The sequence below is a fragment of the Fibrobacter sp. genome (genome assembly GCA_024399065.1).
Lineage (GTDB): Bacteria > Fibrobacterota > Fibrobacteria > Fibrobacterales > Fibrobacteraceae > Fibrobacter.
Genome location: JAKSIB010000034.1, coordinates 1 through 15673, shown reverse-complemented (window position 1 = coordinate 15673; position 15673 = coordinate 1). Strand labels below are relative to the sequence as shown.

Here is a 15673-nt window from a genome sequence, read left to right as displayed (position 1 = left end):
TGTTTTGCGAATCACGATTTTAGTTAGACCCAAGGATGTGCATAATCACGGGGCGGTTCTTTCCGTTCTCGGTCTTGTGAATGGTGAGTTTGCCGGTGCTGTCATAGCTGAACTGTTCGCCAACACGTTCGCCGTTCACGTAGGAGAGGCTGTCTTTCAGAATGCCGCTGGGATACCAGTTGCGCCAAATGCCGTTGCGCAGTGATCCCTTGCTAACGTGGTATTTCCAGAAACCCTCACTGGCCATTTTACCGCCCATGCTGTCGGGATAGAAACTACGAGTTGCTAGGAGGAGCGGATTGCCTATTCTTGAAAGAGAATCCATGTCCCAGTACTCTTCGTAAAGCAACTTGTGGTCCGGCTTAATGTAGCGTACGGATGGCTTGTATTTCCCAATGCTTTGCTTGAAAGCATCCTTCTGGCTTAAGGTACTACTATCCAGGGATCCGCTTGGGCAATAATAGTGTACGAAAGATGTCTCTGCGCAGAAAAGATTTGTGGAACCTTCGCACAATCCGTAGGCAATACCTTCATTTCCGTCGTAATCGGAATTCTTAAAAATGGACTCCCTGAGCAGAGCTCCTTGTTCGTCAAACCATTGATCGTGGGATCGTTTATAATGTCCACCACCATACTTGATGGTTTTGATGACTGAACCGTCGGCTCTATAGAGTGTATCTGGAAATAAAGCTCCGTATTCAATGACTCCTGATTCACGGATTTTGGATATGTTGCAACTTTCCCCCGTAGAGTCCGGAGCATCAAAGGTTTCGTAGTAGAGTTTGTAGGATCCCTCGCGTTCTCCCGAATGGCATTCGTAACTTTCCAGGATTTTGCAACTCTTGGCAAACTTCTTGAAATGACCTTTTTCGTTAGAATGAAAACAGGAATTTTCTTCGACCAAGGTTCCTTCATCATTCCATTTCTTCCAGGTGCCTACGGAATCTCCCTTTTCGTTGTAGTGCTCCTCGAAGGCCTTTTCTCCATTGAAGTGCCAACCCTCCCAGTCACCTACAGGAAGGTCATCCTTGTAGTAACGGATGGCTTCCTTTTTCTTGTTGAAGTGTCCGCCGTAATAGCTTGTCCAGGTTCCGTGGCGTTTTCCGTTCTTGTATTCGCCTTCCAGAACTAGGTCGCCGTAGCCAGTCCAGCGCTTGAATTCGCCGTTGGGCTCGTTGTTCTTGTAGGGAATTTCGAATTCCTTGATTCCATCGGTGTACCATTCGTTGCGCTTCAGGATTTCGCCATCGGGATACACCCAGATGGATGTCTTCTTGGCACCGTTTGCGTGGTAGGCCACGATCTGTTCCTCCGCACGTTCTACCGTGCAGGCCGAGAGTATGGCAAAAACGCAGAAAAATGGTGCAAAAAGGATTGGCTTCATATCTACCAAAGTAGAAAAAAGGTATTTTGAATTTGTAATGGATTTGAAAAATAAATCGTTAGCCGATACCTTTAACTCCAGGATCAAGACGCCCTGGGTGTGGCTTGTGCTTGCCATAACGGTAGGCCTTACGGTTCTGTTCTATTTCTCCCAGAAACCGCAGATTATTATGTACTCCGGGTACATGAAGAATTTGTCTGAATATCAGCTGCAGGAATCTTATGCCATGCGTGCCATGGACCGTATTCGTTTGGGTTTTGATGCAGATACTGTTGCCGTTCAGGCGATGACCATGACCATGCGTGAAATGGCAGTTTCCTTCTCCAGGGAAATGGCTGAAATCAGAAATCTTGGGGTGCAGGCTCCTTCGGATGGAGCCGTGGAACGTTTTGAAAAAGAGGTCCTTAGCAAGGTGGCCGTGATGCGCCGCTATGCATCGACTCGTTCAAGTTGGTTCTCTGATTACGATAAACTGAGCGACGAAATTTTGGGCGTGGAGCCCTCTTTGCAGCATAAGCTTCGTCACTTGCTGGATTCTGCCCGTGCTGGTCATTTGATTTATTTGAATTCCGGTAACGATCCCGAAATTGCGGCCTTGCCGGATTCCCTGAAATCTGAATTCACAACACTTTTCAGAAACAATGAAGAATTGGCTATGGCTTGGAGCCGCCTGAGCAGTGACTTGTCCATAATGTATAGCGAGGATTTAATCCAGTTCTTCCGCGCAGGTAACTTGAATGAGATTTCACTGAAATCCAAGATACCTATGGCGTTCTACTTCTTGAGCCTGGTCCTTTTACTTTCTACATTCTTCTTTATATTCCGTTCCCGACAGTAGGTTGATTGTGTCTTTTTTCTCTTCTAGAAAACCGGCTTATTTGAATTTTGCTTTTTTATTCATTTTCCTTGGTGGTTGGCTGTTTTCCTATATGCAGCCTGTTCTTAAAGGCTTGGTTCAGGACGATCACCTGTTCTACGGAACGGTAAGTCATGCTTCTATTCCCAGCGTCTTTGGCGGAACAAATATTCCGTTCTTGGACAAGACCATGTTCCGAATCAACGGCGATGACGAGGTAACTTTTTATCTGTATGCATCCAAGGAAATTATGGATGACATGTCGGATTGGTTTAGCTTTGCTGCAAGGAATGCTGGCGATATTCCTCTGGAAATCGGTGCAGCACGAGTCAGTGATAACAAATTTGTTGTTCATTCCATATCATCCACAGAAGGTGACTTGGAATTCGATGATCTCGTAATGGATTATCAAGTTTATTACGGTTTTATCGGTGTTGTGATTGTGGGATGCATGTGGCTTTTCGCTTTGGTTCTTTTGATCCTTTGGCTTGTCAAAAAGCGTCCTTAAACATCTGGATCAATTGTTATTATGAATAAAGTAATTTCCTTAGTTTTGATTGCTGTGGCTTTTGCCTTTGGTGCCCATGATACGTTGGACGTGTACGCGCCGTCGATTAGGGATTTCGGTAAGGCTGGCATCTGGTATGGTACTGATGCAAAAGGCCCGGTTACAGTTTGGTTCCATGGTGGGATGACTAGCAATAATTGCGAAAAGGGCCTTGTTGCAGGCAATGATATTGCAAAACTGTTGCCGGAACATTCGATCGTTAGTGCTTCGGCTTGCAAGAATAGCCACTGGGTTTCCCGCCAGGGAATTGAATGGGTCGATGCTGCACTGGATAGTCTGGCTGTTCGCCGAAAAGCTCCAGTGGACTCGGTGTATTTGATTGGCGTGTCTGATGGAGCCCTTGGTGTAATTACCTATACCACATGGGGTCGTCGATCCCCGATTGCTCAAGTTTTGATCAGTTCCTATGGTCCAAGTATGGGCAATGCGCAGAATGTTGCCGAACAGCCGAAACTTCGTCGCGGTCGTTGGCGTTTTATTCAAGGCGGTTCTGACAGGCTCTACCCGTTTAAGGAAACTGTCCCCTGGATAGCCTCGTTCTGTAAGAACATCGGTACAGAATGCGATATGAAATTTGACCAACGTGGTGAACACGACTGGAATTATTGGCAAAACAAGCATAAAGACTGGATTTTGGACATTTTTTTCAGCAAACCCTTGACAAAAGTCCGATAAATTTCAAAATTTGGCACACGAACATGCGGATGTGGCGGAACTGGTAGACGCGCTAGATTCAGGTTCTAGTAATCGCAAGGTTGTGGAGGTTCAAGTCCTCTCATCCGCACTGAAAAAGACTCATCGAAAGATGAGCCTTTTTTTGTTATATATGATGCAGGAACTTATGGACAACTTTGAAGACGAATTCACCCAGGCTTTTTCCACGGTTACCTTGAGGGGCGACCGCGTTACCCTCATTGGCTTGTGCGAGCACGATTCCGAGGGAAACGACGGTCCCATGTCGGCTGCAGCAGTATTTCGTCTTGTCCAAGAATCTGAAGACTTTCTGGCGGAACATCTACCTTGGGTGCGTGGAGTCTCTCAGGCTGATATCGCCAAGCGTATTCGCAGCTGGGTATTTGCGGAGCAGTACGGCCAGGGTGGATGCTGGGGAATCTTTGAAAACAGCCCTGAGGCCGCTCCAGAACCTCGAAATCTTGCCGGCTTCATTATGCTGGAAGTCAACGTCAAGAACCATTCCGCAAACGTAAGCTATTGGCTGTCAAAGAAATACGCCGGCCGCGGACTTGCCTCCGAGGCTTTGGCTCTGCTCTCGCGTTTCTCCTTTGACACGTTGAATCTGAATCGTCTGGAACTTTCTGCCTCTGTGTACAACCCCAAAAGTGCTGCCGTTGCAATCCGCTGTGGTTTCCAGGAAGAGGGCGTAAGTCGCGATTTTGAGCGAATAAACGGCATTTTTGTAGATCATCGCCGCTTTTCCAAGCTTTCTCGGGATGTTTAGATTCGTTTACTTGAGTAAACGATTATCCTTTTTTATTTTGACATTTTGAAGGTTAACTCTTCTATTTTTTATGTTATGGAAAATGAAGAAGTGAGAAAACTTGTAGAACCCGATGTGTTGCAGTACACGAACTACCGTGTATATCTGAGGGACTACTACGAATACAAAAAGAAGACGGTGTCCGCCTTCAGTTTGCGATTCTTTGCCGAAAAGGCCGGGCTTTCTAGTCATGCCCATTTGAAACTTGCTATCGACGGCAAGCGCAACATTACCAAGAACACCGTGACCAAGTTGATTCATGGTCTCGGCCTCGAAAATCAGCGTGCCGCTTACTTTGAAAGCTTGGTGTTCTTCAATCAGGCTCAGACCGATGAAGACAAGAAGATTTACTACGCACAGTTGATCAAGGCTAGCCCCCGTTCCAAGCTTCATAAGATGGACAAGGCTCAGCTTCGTATTTTTAAGGAATGGCATCATTCTGCAATTCTTGAGATGGTGGGGCTCAAGGATTTCCGACCCATTCCGGAACAGATTTCCAAGCGCCTTCGCGGCCTAGTGACTCCGTCTCAGGTAACAGAATCCTTGAACCTGCTGTTGGAGATGGGTCTTTTGGTGAAAACCGCCAACGGTTATCGCCAAAGCAACCCGCTTATTACTACTGATGACGAAGTCCAGGACATGATGGTCAAGCTTTACCATTTCCAGATGTTGAAGCTTTCTTCCACAATGTTGTCTGAACTTCCTGGCGAGGAAAGGGACATTTCTGCCCTTACTTTTGGAATTAAGCGCTCAGATTTCGTCAATTTGAAAAAACATCTACAACTAATGCGAAAAGAACTACTAGATTTCTCTGCAAAAGCAGGAGAAGCTGAAGAAGTTGTTCAAATCAACTTGCAGCTGTTCCCTCTTACCCGAGGAGTGTGATGAGATTCTTTTTGAACATAACCACGGTCGCTAGCCTTGTGCTTGCAGGAATTTTCTTGGGCGCGTGTTCCGAGCCCACGAATTCTGCTGGCATTGAAATTGGCAATCCGACTATTCAGCAGGATGGTCTTGCCTTGACTGCGGATTTTTCTGTTGATTACTCAGAAGTTGAGGTGGCGTCCTTGCGTAAGGAAGTTTCTCAGGACGAACCTGTGGTGTTGGATTCCTTCTCTTTGGTTTTGACTGAAGTGAAAACCTATGCAAGTTACTATTCCTATATGCCTGGCTACAATGCTGTGGAAGGAATGCTTGTTTGGCCGCTTCTTGATTCGACAACTCTTTCTGTATCTTTTACCAAGGAAGATTTGGTTGAAGATGCGTTCAAGGGCGTGAACCTTTTGGATGGTGGCTATTTGAAGGAAATCGGCGTTGCGTTCAAACCTGACCAGGCTGATGATATCTATGGTCGAGTGCTGATTGATGGTGAGTATGTTCCCTTTGAATATAATCTGACCAATTTCCAGAGCATGCAGCTCCGTTATCATTATTCCCAGATTGAAATTGATTCTTCGGAAAACAAGGCGAATGTTCCGGTTGTGTTCCGTGTCAAGTTGTTCACCAAGGGTATTGATTTCTCCAAGGCAGAAATTTCTGAAGATGGAGTCATCTACATTGACCAGAAAAACAACGCTGAATTGTGGGCTAAGCTGAACAAAAACTTTGTGCCCAGCTTCCAACCGTTACGTTACAACTATGTTAACGAATTCGGTTCTGATACTGCGTATGTGAATGACGTTTGGAAAGGTATTGCAGCCAGTGTTGGTGAAAACACATTGATTAATGGTAACTTCAGGTCGCCCTTTACTACGGATTGGATTCTTGTTAGACAATATGGTGGTCGAGCAGATACATCCATTATCAAGGAAAAAGGTGATCAACGCATTATGATGGTAGACGTGGTCGCTGGTGGCGACAGCTCCTTCAGTGTACAGCTTCTGCAGGAAAATGTAGCCCTCATTGCAGGCGTTCAGTATCAATGCATATTTACCATCTGGTCCGATGTGGAAGGTGAAATTACGGCTCGTATAGGTTCCTACGACACCTATAAGACTGTTGGTTTCTCTGAACACGTGAAAGTCGGCAAGATCGGTTCGGGTACTGAATCTAAGGCCTTTACGTTTACTCCTGAAGTGACGGACCCCTTTGCTCGATTTGAGTTGAACTTGGGCAAAAAAGAACGCAAGTTCTGGATCAAGGATGTGAAGGTGCTTAGGCTCACGAAATAATTGTAAAAGTCGCCCCGAGGTATCTCGGGGCCTTTTTTGTGCATTATTATCTCTCGTCTCTCGTCTCTCGTCTCTCGTCTTTCTAATTTTACAGTGAATTAATCAGGTAAAAAAGTATGGCAATTATTCCTACTCTCAAAGACAATCTCGTTATCGAGAATATCCGCCCGAGCATTGAGGGCGGCCGTTTCATGATCAAGCGCGAGCCGGGTGATACCGTGACCGTGCAGGCAGACATCTTCCGTCATAGCCACGAGAAGTACGATGCCGCAATCTTCTTCCGCCATGTGCCCGCAGAAGCTCCTGCAAAGAAGACCGCAAAGACTGCCAAGTCCACCAAGGCTGCTGCCGTCAAGTGGGAACAGGCTCCCATGCACTTCGTGGATAACGACCTTTGGGAAGGTTCTTTCACCGTCAATAACATCGGTTACTACGAATACAAGATTTGCGCATGGACCAAGGAACCCAAGGATGTTCCTACCGAAAGCCCGGTGATGAAGCTCCGTGTGGACCCGACCTATGCACGTACCGGTACCTGGTACGAAATGTGGCCCAAGAGCCAGGGCACTGACCCCACCAAGAGTGCAACCTGGAAGGACTGCGAAAAGCAGCTGGACTACATTGCTGACCTCGGCTTTGACACTGTTTATCTGGTTCCCATTCACCCCATTGGCGTCACCAACCGTAAGGGCGCAAACAACGCCCTCCACGCCAAGACCGACAAGAAGGGTAAGCCCCTGGAACCGGGATGCCCTTACGCCGTAGGTAACAAGTTCGGCGGCCATTACGCTACCGACCCTGAACTGGGCTCCATGAAGGACTTTGAACACTTTGCCAAGGCTGCCCGCGGTAAGGGCCTCCGCCTTGCTCTGGATATCGCTCTGAACTGCTCTCCGGACCATCCCTACGTTAAGGAACATCCGGAATGGTTCTACCACGAACCGGATGGCAGCATCAAGTTTGCAGAAAACCCGCCCAAGAAGTACGAAGACATTTACCCCTTCGACTACTACAACAAGAACTACAAGGAACTCTGGCAGGAAATCGAAAACATCATCCTGTTCTGGGCCGACAAGGGCGTGGAAATCTTCCGTATCGATAACCCGCACACCAAACCCTTCCCGTTCTGGGAATGGCTCATCGCCGACGTCAAGGAAAAGCGTCCGGAACTGGTGTTCCTGGCAGAAGCCTTCACCCGTCCGAAGATGATGCATCGCCTGGCCAAGGCCGGCTTCGACATGAGCTACACCTACTTCGCATGGCGTAGCGCCAAGTGGGAATTCGAACAGTACCTGAAGGAACTGACCCAGTCCGACGCCAAGGAATACATGCGCGGTATTTTCTTCCCCACCACACCGGATATCTTCCCCAAGTATCTGGCCTACAAGGGTGCAAATGCCTTCAAGCAGCGTTACTTCCTGGCTGGAACCTTGAGTAGCCTTACCGGTATGTACAACGGTTACGAACTCTGCGAAAACATTCCGTCTCCCATCAAGGAAGAACTGCAGGATTCTGAAAAGTATCAGTACAAGGTTCATAACTGGGCTGGTCCGGGCATCCAGGACTTCGTCCGTCGCGTGAATACCGCACGTCTTGAACATCCGGCTCTCCAGGAATACGATAACCTGGACTTCCACTACTGCGCCAACGACCAGCTCATGGTTTACTCCAAGAAGACTGGCGACGACGTTCTCCTGTTCGTCTGCAACATGGACATGGACAACGCCCAGGAAGGCATGGTGGAACTGGACATGGCAAAGCTTGGCCTCGACAACGACAGCTTCTTCTTCCTGAAGGACCTGATCACCGACGAATCCTTCGTCTGGCGCGGCAACAAGAACTTTGTCCGTCTTGACCCGAACAAGGCTCCTGGCCACCTCTTGGTTCTGAAGCGCATCTAATCTACGCTATACTTCGTTGCTCAAGCTCTCACGTATGTTTTATACGCTACGAGCTTTCGCGCCTTGTCTAGCTTGATTATCTACGCTTAAGAAAATGCTACGCATCTAATCTGCGCTTAAGAAGAATTCATAGAAATTAATAAAAAGAACGTCGCGGCATTCGGCCCGCGGCGTTTTTCTTATTTTTAAAACATGACTCGTGAACTTGTTATCAATGGTATTTATCGTCATTTCAAGAATCTCTACTACTGCGTAGAGTCTGTGGCCAAGCATTCCGAAACGGAAGAAGACTATGTGGTCTATCGTAAGATGTATGGCGATCGGGGACGCTGGATTCGCGAAAAGCAAATGTTCCTGAGTGAAGTGGACCGGGAAAAATATCCCGAAATTTTGCAACAGTATCGCTTTGAATATTTGAGACTGCAGTCCGAAAGAATATTCCTGCGCCCGTGGGAAGACGGCGACGCGTCCCGCCTATTTGAACTGGCTTCAGATCCTGACATCGGTCGTCGTGCCGGCTGGAAACCTCACGAGTCGGCGGAAGAAAGCTTAAGCATTATCCAGAACGTCTTTAGAAACGACAGCACCTGGGCCATTGTGCTTAAGGAATCCGGCGATGTCATTGGCGCCATGGGCTATGGTCCTTCCTGCGATTGCGGGCTGCCTGCTGTTGGGGACGAACCGACCATAGGATACTGGGTAGGAAAGTCTTATTGGAATCAGGGCCACTGTACCGAGGCCTTGAAGTTGATGCTTGATTATATGCGTGAACAGGGCCAATATGCAAGCGTTGTCAGCGGACATTTTGTAGACAATCCGGCTTCTGGCCGCGTCATGGAAAAATGCGGTTTTATGGCCACAGGCGAGGAATGCCTTTGCCCTGAACTGTATTGTGGTAATAATCGCCCTGTGCGAGTGTTACGACTGAAGCTTTAGATTGTTGCAAAAAAATCCGACTAGTGGCAAACTCTTTTTATAAGAATAGCAATTATATTTAGAGTGTTAATTATCGAACCTCGAGTCTCGAACCTGGACCCTATATGATCGACATTTATTCTCTTGCTAAAAATCCTCTAGTTTTCCAGAAACCGCGTACCATTACGTCGGCTTACATTGACGTATCCGGAAAAATGGGTGTGGCTCAGACTGTGCTCATGGTTCAGGATAATTTTACCGAGAACTTCGGCAAGATTAAGCAGGACAATTTCTTTGTGAAGGAGAAGGGTGGCTACTGGGTTATTACCAAGGCCAAGTTCAAGTTTTTCCAGCGCCCGTTCTGGGGCGACAAGGTGGTGACTACATCCTTCCCGGCGAATAACGGCCTGATTCGTACTTACGAAAATACGGCGGTTACAACGGTTGATGGAGAACCCATTGTCCTTGCTGTACAGGAAGCTTGCTGCTTGGATTTGAATCGTCATCGTCCCATGAAATTGTCAGCTGTGGATTTTCCCACGGAGAATTTCCCGGAGCCGGTTCTTGATGACAAGTTCACGAAGTTTGAAGTGACTCCCGAAGAGTACGAGGAAATCTACCAGCAACGTGTTCTGCCGCAGCACATCGATATGTCCCACCACATGAACAACATCGAGTATGTGAAGCTGGCCATGAATGTCTTTGCCGCTGCCGACTGGGAACTTTGCACTCCGTCAGAAATGGAGGTTCATTTCCTTGGCGAATCCTTGGAAGGTATGATGCTTACGATTTTCCGTGCTGACCATAAGGGCGCCACCTACATGAAAATTGAAGATGATGACCATCGTGTGGTCTTTGAAATGAAAATCAAGATGAAATAAAAAATCTCTTAGAATTCCTGGAAAAATTCCGGACGGTGGAAGTCCGGTTTTTCTGTTTCAATGGGGAAGGCGCTCAAGTAATGGGGTGTCTTGGACTTGTCACCACACTTGTAGAGATTTCCGCGTAGGACGCAACCTTCGAAACTACTCAAGCCAAAAATGCTGGCAGGAATGCGGATGCTCATACCCCAGCAAATCAGGTTCCCTGCGACGCTGGCTAATTGCTTGGTTCGGATGATTTTGTTGATTTCGCTTTGAGGGAGAACTTCGCGATTGTTACGGTCGGGACCATGCGCGGCAAGAACGTGGCCGCGGCTTGTGGTTTCAAAATTGAAGTATTCCTCGCGGTTGGCAGGGTTCTGCAAAAAGATTTCCACACAGGAATCTTCCCAACTTCTGCCGTTGTCTTCCCGGACTTCTGCACGAAAACAATTGTCGGGTTCTTCTACGGAGAAGTCCACCTGGAGTTTGTCTGCTGTAATGTTTACTTCTGCAAGAACCACGGGAAGTTGAATTCCCTGGTTTGGAGTCCAGTTCATATTTGCGTTCAAAATCATATTGATAAAATAGCAAAGTATTGGTTGTTCTTGACCACTGATTAAAATGATTGATTACTGATTAATTTAATCGTTTTAATCATCTTTGATCATTGTGATCTTTTGAATTTATTAGAAAAAAAACAACAATTCCTGTCTTGGCACGGGTTTTGCATTTATGGCCTCGTCGTTGGATGGCGACTGCAATGGTGCGGCGCCAAAACGATGAAAAATCAAATTAGGAGGCCATATGGCAAAGAATGAAAAAGAAGAGGAAAAGACATCCCAGTTTGAATGTCTTGCTGTTACAAACGTTCAGGTATTTCCGTTTAAGGAAGGCCCCAGTCTTGGCCACATGAAGGGCCTTGCAACGGTGGTGCTGAATGACCAGATGTTGATTCGCGGCCTTCGCGTGATGGATGGCGAAAACGGTTTGTTCGTGGGTTATCCCAACGACCCTTTCTACAAGGGCGAAGATTTCCGCTCTATTTGCAATCCCATTACCCGCCAGCTTCGTGAACATATTGAAAACTGTGTCCTTGAAAAGTATCAGGCTTCTGTAGCTTAGGCAGGTATATCTTGTTTCGTCGAATCCGCTCTTACTGCTTGTTTGGTATTAAAGCAATTCCTGTGAATGTCGAGGTTGATGCTTCGCAGGGGTTGCCTGGATTTACTTTGGTTGGATTGCCGGACAATGCGGTAAGGGAGTCTAGGGAACGTGTGGTTTCGGCTATTCGTTCCATAGGCAAGGTGGTGACAGGTTTCCGCACCACGGTGAACCTGTCGCCCGCGGATTTGCGTAAAGAGGGCAGCGCCTTGGATTTGCCTCTGGCTATTGGTCTTTTAGTGGCTACGGAGGAAATTGAAGTTCCTGATTTGGAACGCTTTGTATTTGTTGGTGAACTTTCACTTGATGGATTGCTGAAGCCTGTGCGTGGGGTACTTTCTATTGCCATGGATCTGGTTTCTGACCCGAGAAGCGTTTTGGTGATTCCCCGCGCAAATGAAAGTGAGGCTTCCTTGGTAGATGGAGTTCGGTATGTATGTGCGGATTCTTTGGATGAGTGTGTTAATTTGTTGGAAAATGGGGCTGTTTCAAAAGCGGTAGCGTCATCTGGGTTGAAGGGGCTTCGGAATGTTTGTGCAAATTTTGATGTGCCTGATTTTAAAAATGTGGTGGGAATGGAAGGGGTAAAACGAGCTTTGGAGGTGGCGGCTGCCGGCGCCCACAATTTCCTTTTGGTTGGCTCTCCGGGCGCCGGCAAGACGCTTTGTGCGAAATGCCTTCCAGGCATTCTGCCCGAGATGACGGATGCCGAAATTCTTGAGACCACAAGAATTCATTCCTGCGCAAGGCTTTTGGGGGATGCCGATGGCTTTAAACCTGTCCTTAGCAGGCCGATTCGTATGCCGCACCATTCTGCATCCATGGTTTCTCTTGTGGGTGGGGGAGGCCGTTTACGTCCAGGGGAGGCGAGCCTAGCGCATAATGGTTTGCTGTTTCTTGATGAACTGCCTGAATTCAATCGTGCGGTTCTGGAGGCCCTCCGCGAACCTATGGAGGAAGGCGCTATCACGGTCAGTCGTGTCAGCGGGTCTGTCGTGTGGCCAGCCCGCTTTATGATGGGCGCCGCCATGAATCCCTGCCCCTGTGGTTATTCTATGGATCCCAAGCGCAGCTGCACTTGCCTTCCTGATGCCCGCAAACGGTATCAGGAGCGTATTTCTGGCCCGCTGTTAGATCGTATCGATATTCAGGTGAGTGTGCCTCCGGTGGAGGTAGAAATGTTTGCTAAGAAGAATACGGGGGAGTCATCCGCGGACATCCGTAAGCGCGTTTTTGCTGCTCGGGCAATCCAGCAGGAACGTTTCAAGGGGACTAACTTCAAGGCGAATTCTGACATGACCTCTGAATTTGCCAAGTCTTCCTGTAAAATGACAAACGCAGCAGAACGATTTGCCATTTCTGCTGCGGATAAAATGAATTTAAGTGCCAGAGGCTATTATCGGTTGCTTAAGGTTGCAAGAACCATAGCCGACCTGCGCAACGCTGAATCTGTTGAAATTCTAGATCTGTCTGAAGCTTTACGCTACAGATCCTTTAGGTCCTAGCGGCAGATTTTTACTGTAGAGACTGCGCCTCTGCAGTTAGGAATTGCCATGGGCTTGCTGACGGACACTTCTGCGGCTTCGGCCTTGGGGTAGTGTTCCAGAATGTACTTGGCTGTTTCCACAACCAAGGTTTCTTCCAACTGGAAACAAGAAAGGCGGACAAACCCTTTCAGGTCTTCCGCCAATTGAGCATAGTCTATGGAATGAGCCAGATCTTCGTTACGGGCTGCCAGGGTAAAATCCAACCAAATGGAAACGTTCAATACAATAGGCTGTTCGTTCTCGCGTTCAACGGGGAGGGTCCCGATGATGCAGTCGAACTGGAGGTCTTGGATTGAGATTTTACCCTTGCTAATTACCATACAAAGAGAACGACAGCGCCTGCGATAGATGCGCCTGCGAGACCGAACCAGAGGTTACGGGCGAGGGCGTAGGAATCATGGGTTTTCTGGTTTGTGTCCATGCGGGATTTGAGGTCCATAACGGTCCACTTCATGCTTTCGCCGCTGTTGTTAATATCAAGTTCGCCACTCTGAAGGACCTTTTCTTCGCAAGACTTGTCGCCCTTACAGTCGCTCATGATAGCGCTGTAAATGGTGTTAAGCTTGTCGTAGTTGTCCATAGCCTTGTTGGCGGTGGAGTGCTGGGTAACGCCGATGACGATACTTGCTGCGGCCAATGCAGAAAGACCAACTGCGGTCCAGAAGCGGACTTCATCAGCAATACCGAAACGACCGGTAATGTCGGTTGCGGCACCACTTGCAGCATAGTCGCGGTCGTCGGCAGAGTCGTCGATGGGGGCGTTAGTTCTGTACTTGGAAAGATCTTCGTCACAATCATCGTCATCTGCATCGCATTCGTCATCATCGTAGCTGCTAGCAGCTGCAGTTTCGGTGGATTCTTCGGATTCTTCAGATTCTTCGGAAGCAGCGGCATTGTCGCTTGCCTTAAGGGAGACTGCAGCACCGTCAATGAAAACGATTGCGCTGGAGAGACCCGGAGCATAAACGGACTTACCGTCGAAATAAACCTTTTCAACGTCGTCGGAAACCTTCATACCCTTGCGCTTGTAAAGCTTGGCGGAAACCAACTTGGAATAGTCAACGCCGTCTGCGGAAAGAGCGGTCATGGAGGAGAGGTCGCCAGCGGCGCCCTGGAAGAGCTGGTAGGTTGCGTCGCCGTCGCTAAACGGGTCGACAAACTTCTGACGGACGACCAGGCGGCCGCTCTGGAGGCTTTCGACTTCGTCAGCCGGAGCGACCTTCAGCTTGCCACCGAATTCTGCGGTGATGTATTCGTCGGGAGTGCCCTTGTCCTTAGCGGTAAATTCATCAATATCATATGCACCAGCGAATGCTGATACTACAGAGAGGCAAATAGCCAGTAAAAGAGAACGTTTCATTATATAACTCCAATGTCCTATTTTCACCGAAATATATAAAAAGAAAGCCTATAACGAAAAAAAAAGAACAAATCGGGAACGTTAAATGGCCATATATGTTTTTTATAAGTAACGAAAATAAACCGCTATGTAAATTTAAGTTTACAAACAAAAGTGGAGGCGATTTTGGGCTTGAATTTTGCCGTAAGACTTGCCTTTTGCTATATTTCCACCCGTAAATTTTAACTCTAACCAGAAGGTGCTAATCATGGCAAAGCTTTCTATTGAAGATCTCGAACTCGCTGGCAAGCGCGTGTTCATCCGTGTTGACTTCAACGTTCCGCAGGACAAGGTCACTGGTGAAATCACCAACACCAAGCGTATCGAAGCTGCTCTCCCCACTATCAAGTACGCTCTTGATAAGGGTGCTTCCGTTGTTCTCGCTTCTCACCTCGGCCGCCCGAACGGTGAAGTGAACCCGAAGTTCACTCTCGCTCCGGTTGCTAAGAAGCTCGAAGAACTCATCGGCAAGCCGGTTAAGTTCCTCTCTGACTGCGTTGGTGCAGAAGTTGAAGCTGCTTGCGCTGCTGCAAAGCCGGGTGACATCATCCTCCTCGAAAACCTCCGCTTCCACATCGAAGAAGAAGGCAAGCGCAAGGTCAAGAACGCTGACGGCACCGAAGAAAAGATCAAGGCTGACAAGGAAGCTGTCAAGGCATTCCGCGCTTCTCTCACCAAGCTCGCTGACGTTTATGTTAACGACGCATTCGGTACTGCACACCGCGCACACTCCTCCATGGCTGGTGTTGAACTGCCGCAGCGCGCTGCCGGTTTCCTCATGAACAAGGAACTCAAGGCATTCGACCAGGTTCTCAACAACCCCCCGCGTCCCTTCCTCGCAATCCTCGGCGGTGCTAAGGTTGCAGACAAGATCCAGCTCATCAACAACCTCCTGGACAAGGCTGACAAGATCATCATCGGCGGCGGCATGGCATTCACCTTCAAGAAGGTCATGAACAACATTGAAATCGGTTCTTCTCTGTTTGACGAAGAAGGCGCAAAGCTGGTTCCGGAACTGGTTGCTAAGGCTAAGGCAGCTGGCAAGGAAATCATCCTCCCGGTTGACTACGTTGCTGCTGACAAGTTCGCTGCTGACGCTGCTACCAAGTGCGTTTCTGACGCTGAAGGCATTCCGGCTGGCTGGATGGGCCTCGACGTTGGTGCAGAATCCACCAAGCTCTTCGTTGACGCTATCAAGTCCTCCAAGACCATCGTTTGGAACGGCCCTGCAGGCGTGTTCGAATTCGAAGCATTCGAAAAGGCTACCAAGGCTATGGCTGACGCTATCGTCGAAGCTACCGCAGCCGGCGCAATCACCGTGATCGGTGGTGGCGATACCGCAACTGCAGCTAAGAAGTACGGCGCAGACAAGAAGGTCACCCACACTTCTACCGGTGGTGGCGCTTCTCT

16 protein-coding genes and 1 tRNA gene are annotated in these 15673 nt (G+C 48.3%); 13 read left to right on the top strand and 4 right to left on the bottom strand.

Annotation, left to right across the window (positions count from 1 at the left end; translation table 11 throughout):
• Nucleotides 1-19: 19 nt before the first annotated feature.
• Complete coding sequence (locus MJZ25_13420) at nucleotides 20-1384, bottom strand: hypothetical protein (protein ID MCQ2125174.1); 1365 nt, start codon at nucleotides 1382-1384, stop codon at nucleotides 20-22.
• A 37-nt stretch (nucleotides 1385-1421) separates the two neighbouring features.
• Here MJZ25_13420 and MJZ25_13415 point away from each other — a divergent pair, with 37 nt between their 5' ends.
• The 10 genes from MJZ25_13415 (at nucleotide 1422) to MJZ25_13370 (ending at nucleotide 10174) form a co-directional block, all read left to right on the top strand.
• The gene (locus MJZ25_13415) at nucleotides 1422-2222 is read left to right on the top strand and encodes a hypothetical protein (GenBank protein MCQ2125173.1); all 801 of its coding nucleotides are present in this window, start codon (nucleotides 1422-1424) and stop codon (nucleotides 2220-2222) included.
• Between the two features lie 91 nt (nucleotides 2223-2313).
• On the top strand, nucleotides 2314-2748 hold the full coding sequence (locus MJZ25_13410; GenBank protein ID MCQ2125172.1) for a hypothetical protein: 435 nt from the start codon (nucleotides 2314-2316) through the stop codon (nucleotides 2746-2748).
• A gap of 21 nt (nucleotides 2749-2769) precedes the next feature.
• Nucleotides 2770-3483 (top strand): hypothetical protein, encoded by a 714-nt coding sequence (locus tag MJZ25_13405; protein ID MCQ2125171.1) that lies wholly within the window; start codon nucleotides 2770-2772, stop codon nucleotides 3481-3483.
• Nucleotides 3484-3508: 25 nt separating this feature from the next.
• Nucleotides 3509-3592, top strand: a tRNA-Leu gene (locus MJZ25_13400).
• Nucleotides 3593-3634: 42 nt separating this feature from the next.
• Nucleotides 3635-4267, top strand: coding sequence for a GNAT family N-acetyltransferase (locus MJZ25_13395; protein MCQ2125170.1), 633 nt, complete (start codon nucleotides 3635-3637; stop codon nucleotides 4265-4267).
• Nucleotides 4268-4342: 75 nt separating this feature from the next.
• On the top strand, nucleotides 4343-5191 hold the full coding sequence (locus tag MJZ25_13390) for a TIGR02147 family protein (protein MCQ2125169.1): 849 nt from the start codon (nucleotides 4343-4345) through the stop codon (nucleotides 5189-5191).
• Nucleotides 5191-6477 carry a carbohydrate-binding protein CenC gene (locus MJZ25_13385; GenBank protein MCQ2125168.1) on the top strand — a complete coding sequence of 429 codons (1287 nt, stop codon included), beginning with the start codon at nucleotides 5191-5193 and terminating at the stop codon, nucleotides 6475-6477. Before MJZ25_13390 ends, MJZ25_13385 begins: the two co-directional genes overlap by 1 nt.
• A 116-nt stretch (nucleotides 6478-6593) precedes the next feature.
• Nucleotides 6594-8378: an alpha-1,4-glucan--maltose-1-phosphate maltosyltransferase gene (locus MJZ25_13380; protein ID MCQ2125167.1), complete on the top strand. Its 1785-nt coding sequence runs from the start codon at nucleotides 6594-6596 to the stop codon at nucleotides 8376-8378.
• Between the two features lie 192 nt (nucleotides 8379-8570).
• Entirely contained in the window at nucleotides 8571-9314 is a 744-nt protein-coding gene (locus MJZ25_13375) for a GNAT family N-acetyltransferase (GenBank protein ID MCQ2125166.1), read from the top strand.
• 104 nt (nucleotides 9315-9418) lie between these two features.
• Nucleotides 9419-10174 carry a thioesterase gene (locus MJZ25_13370; GenBank protein ID MCQ2125165.1) on the top strand — a complete coding sequence of 252 codons (756 nt, stop codon included), beginning with the start codon at nucleotides 9419-9421 and terminating at the stop codon, nucleotides 10172-10174.
• Nucleotides 10175-10182: 8 nt separating this feature from the next.
• Here the strand turns inward: MJZ25_13370 and MJZ25_13365 are convergent, their stop codons facing one another.
• The gene (locus MJZ25_13365) at nucleotides 10183-10731 is read right to left on the bottom strand and encodes a hypothetical protein (GenBank protein ID MCQ2125164.1); all 549 of its coding nucleotides are present in this window, start codon (nucleotides 10729-10731) and stop codon (nucleotides 10183-10185) included.
• 229 nt (nucleotides 10732-10960) lie between these two features.
• Here MJZ25_13365 and MJZ25_13360 point away from each other — a divergent pair, with 229 nt between their 5' ends.
• Together MJZ25_13360 and MJZ25_13355 are read left to right on the top strand one after the other, a co-directional pair.
• Entirely contained in the window at nucleotides 10961-11278 is a 318-nt protein-coding gene (locus tag MJZ25_13360; protein MCQ2125163.1) for a SpoVG family protein, read from the top strand.
• A 62-nt stretch (nucleotides 11279-11340) separates the two neighbouring features.
• Nucleotides 11341-12822 (top strand): YifB family Mg chelatase-like AAA ATPase, encoded by a 1482-nt coding sequence (locus tag MJZ25_13355; protein ID MCQ2125162.1) that lies wholly within the window; start codon nucleotides 11341-11343, stop codon nucleotides 12820-12822.
• Here MJZ25_13355 and MJZ25_13350 read toward each other — a convergent pair.
• Both MJZ25_13350 and MJZ25_13345 read right to left on the bottom strand, forming a co-directional pair.
• Nucleotides 12819-13184, bottom strand: coding sequence for a dihydroneopterin aldolase (locus MJZ25_13350; GenBank protein ID MCQ2125161.1), 366 nt, complete (start codon nucleotides 13182-13184; stop codon nucleotides 12819-12821). The two genes, MJZ25_13355 and MJZ25_13350, sit on opposite strands and share 4 nt — an antisense overlap.
• Nucleotides 13178-14224: a hypothetical protein gene (locus tag MJZ25_13345; protein ID MCQ2125160.1), complete on the bottom strand. Its 1047-nt coding sequence runs from the start codon at nucleotides 14222-14224 to the stop codon at nucleotides 13178-13180. The genes MJZ25_13350 and MJZ25_13345 overlap by 7 nt, the downstream gene beginning before the upstream one ends.
• Before the next feature lie 247 nt (nucleotides 14225-14471).
• Here MJZ25_13345 and pgk point away from each other — a divergent pair.
• Nucleotides 14472-15673: phosphoglycerate kinase (gene pgk / locus MJZ25_13340; protein MCQ2125159.1), on the top strand; the 1202-nt coding region annotated here is incomplete at its 3' end.

What these genes read in the sequence shown, in the direction of transcription:
- MJZ25_13420 (MCQ2125174.1), bottom strand. Translation starts at nt 1,384, where the DNA reads ATGAAGCCAATCCTTTTTGCACCATTTTTCTGCGTTTTTGCCATACTC.
- MJZ25_13415 (MCQ2125173.1), top strand. Translation starts at nt 1,422, where the DNA reads ATGGATTTGAAAAATAAATCGTTAGCCGATACCTTTAACTCCAGGATC.
- MJZ25_13410 (MCQ2125172.1), top strand. Translation starts at nt 2,314, where the DNA reads ATGCAGCCTGTTCTTAAAGGCTTGGTTCAGGACGATCACCTGTTCTAC.
- MJZ25_13405 (MCQ2125171.1), top strand. Translation starts at nt 2,770, where the DNA reads ATGAATAAAGTAATTTCCTTAGTTTTGATTGCTGTGGCTTTTGCCTTT.
- MJZ25_13395 (MCQ2125170.1), top strand. Translation starts at nt 3,635, where the DNA reads ATGATGCAGGAACTTATGGACAACTTTGAAGACGAATTCACCCAGGCT.
- MJZ25_13390 (MCQ2125169.1), top strand. Translation starts at nt 4,343, where the DNA reads ATGGAAAATGAAGAAGTGAGAAAACTTGTAGAACCCGATGTGTTGCAG.
- MJZ25_13385 (MCQ2125168.1), top strand. Translation starts at nt 5,191, where the DNA reads ATGAGATTCTTTTTGAACATAACCACGGTCGCTAGCCTTGTGCTTGCA.
- MJZ25_13380 (MCQ2125167.1), top strand. Translation starts at nt 6,594, where the DNA reads ATGGCAATTATTCCTACTCTCAAAGACAATCTCGTTATCGAGAATATC.
- MJZ25_13375 (MCQ2125166.1), top strand. Translation starts at nt 8,571, where the DNA reads ATGACTCGTGAACTTGTTATCAATGGTATTTATCGTCATTTCAAGAAT.
- MJZ25_13370 (MCQ2125165.1), top strand. Translation starts at nt 9,419, where the DNA reads ATGATCGACATTTATTCTCTTGCTAAAAATCCTCTAGTTTTCCAGAAA.
- MJZ25_13365 (MCQ2125164.1), bottom strand. Translation starts at nt 10,731, where the DNA reads ATGATTTTGAACGCAAATATGAACTGGACTCCAAACCAGGGAATTCAA.
- MJZ25_13360 (MCQ2125163.1), top strand. Translation starts at nt 10,961, where the DNA reads ATGGCAAAGAATGAAAAAGAAGAGGAAAAGACATCCCAGTTTGAATGT.
- MJZ25_13350 (MCQ2125161.1), bottom strand. Translation starts at nt 13,184, where the DNA reads ATGGTAATTAGCAAGGGTAAAATCTCAATCCAAGACCTCCAGTTCGAC.
- MJZ25_13345 (MCQ2125160.1), bottom strand. Translation starts at nt 14,224, where the DNA reads ATGAAACGTTCTCTTTTACTGGCTATTTGCCTCTCTGTAGTATCAGCA.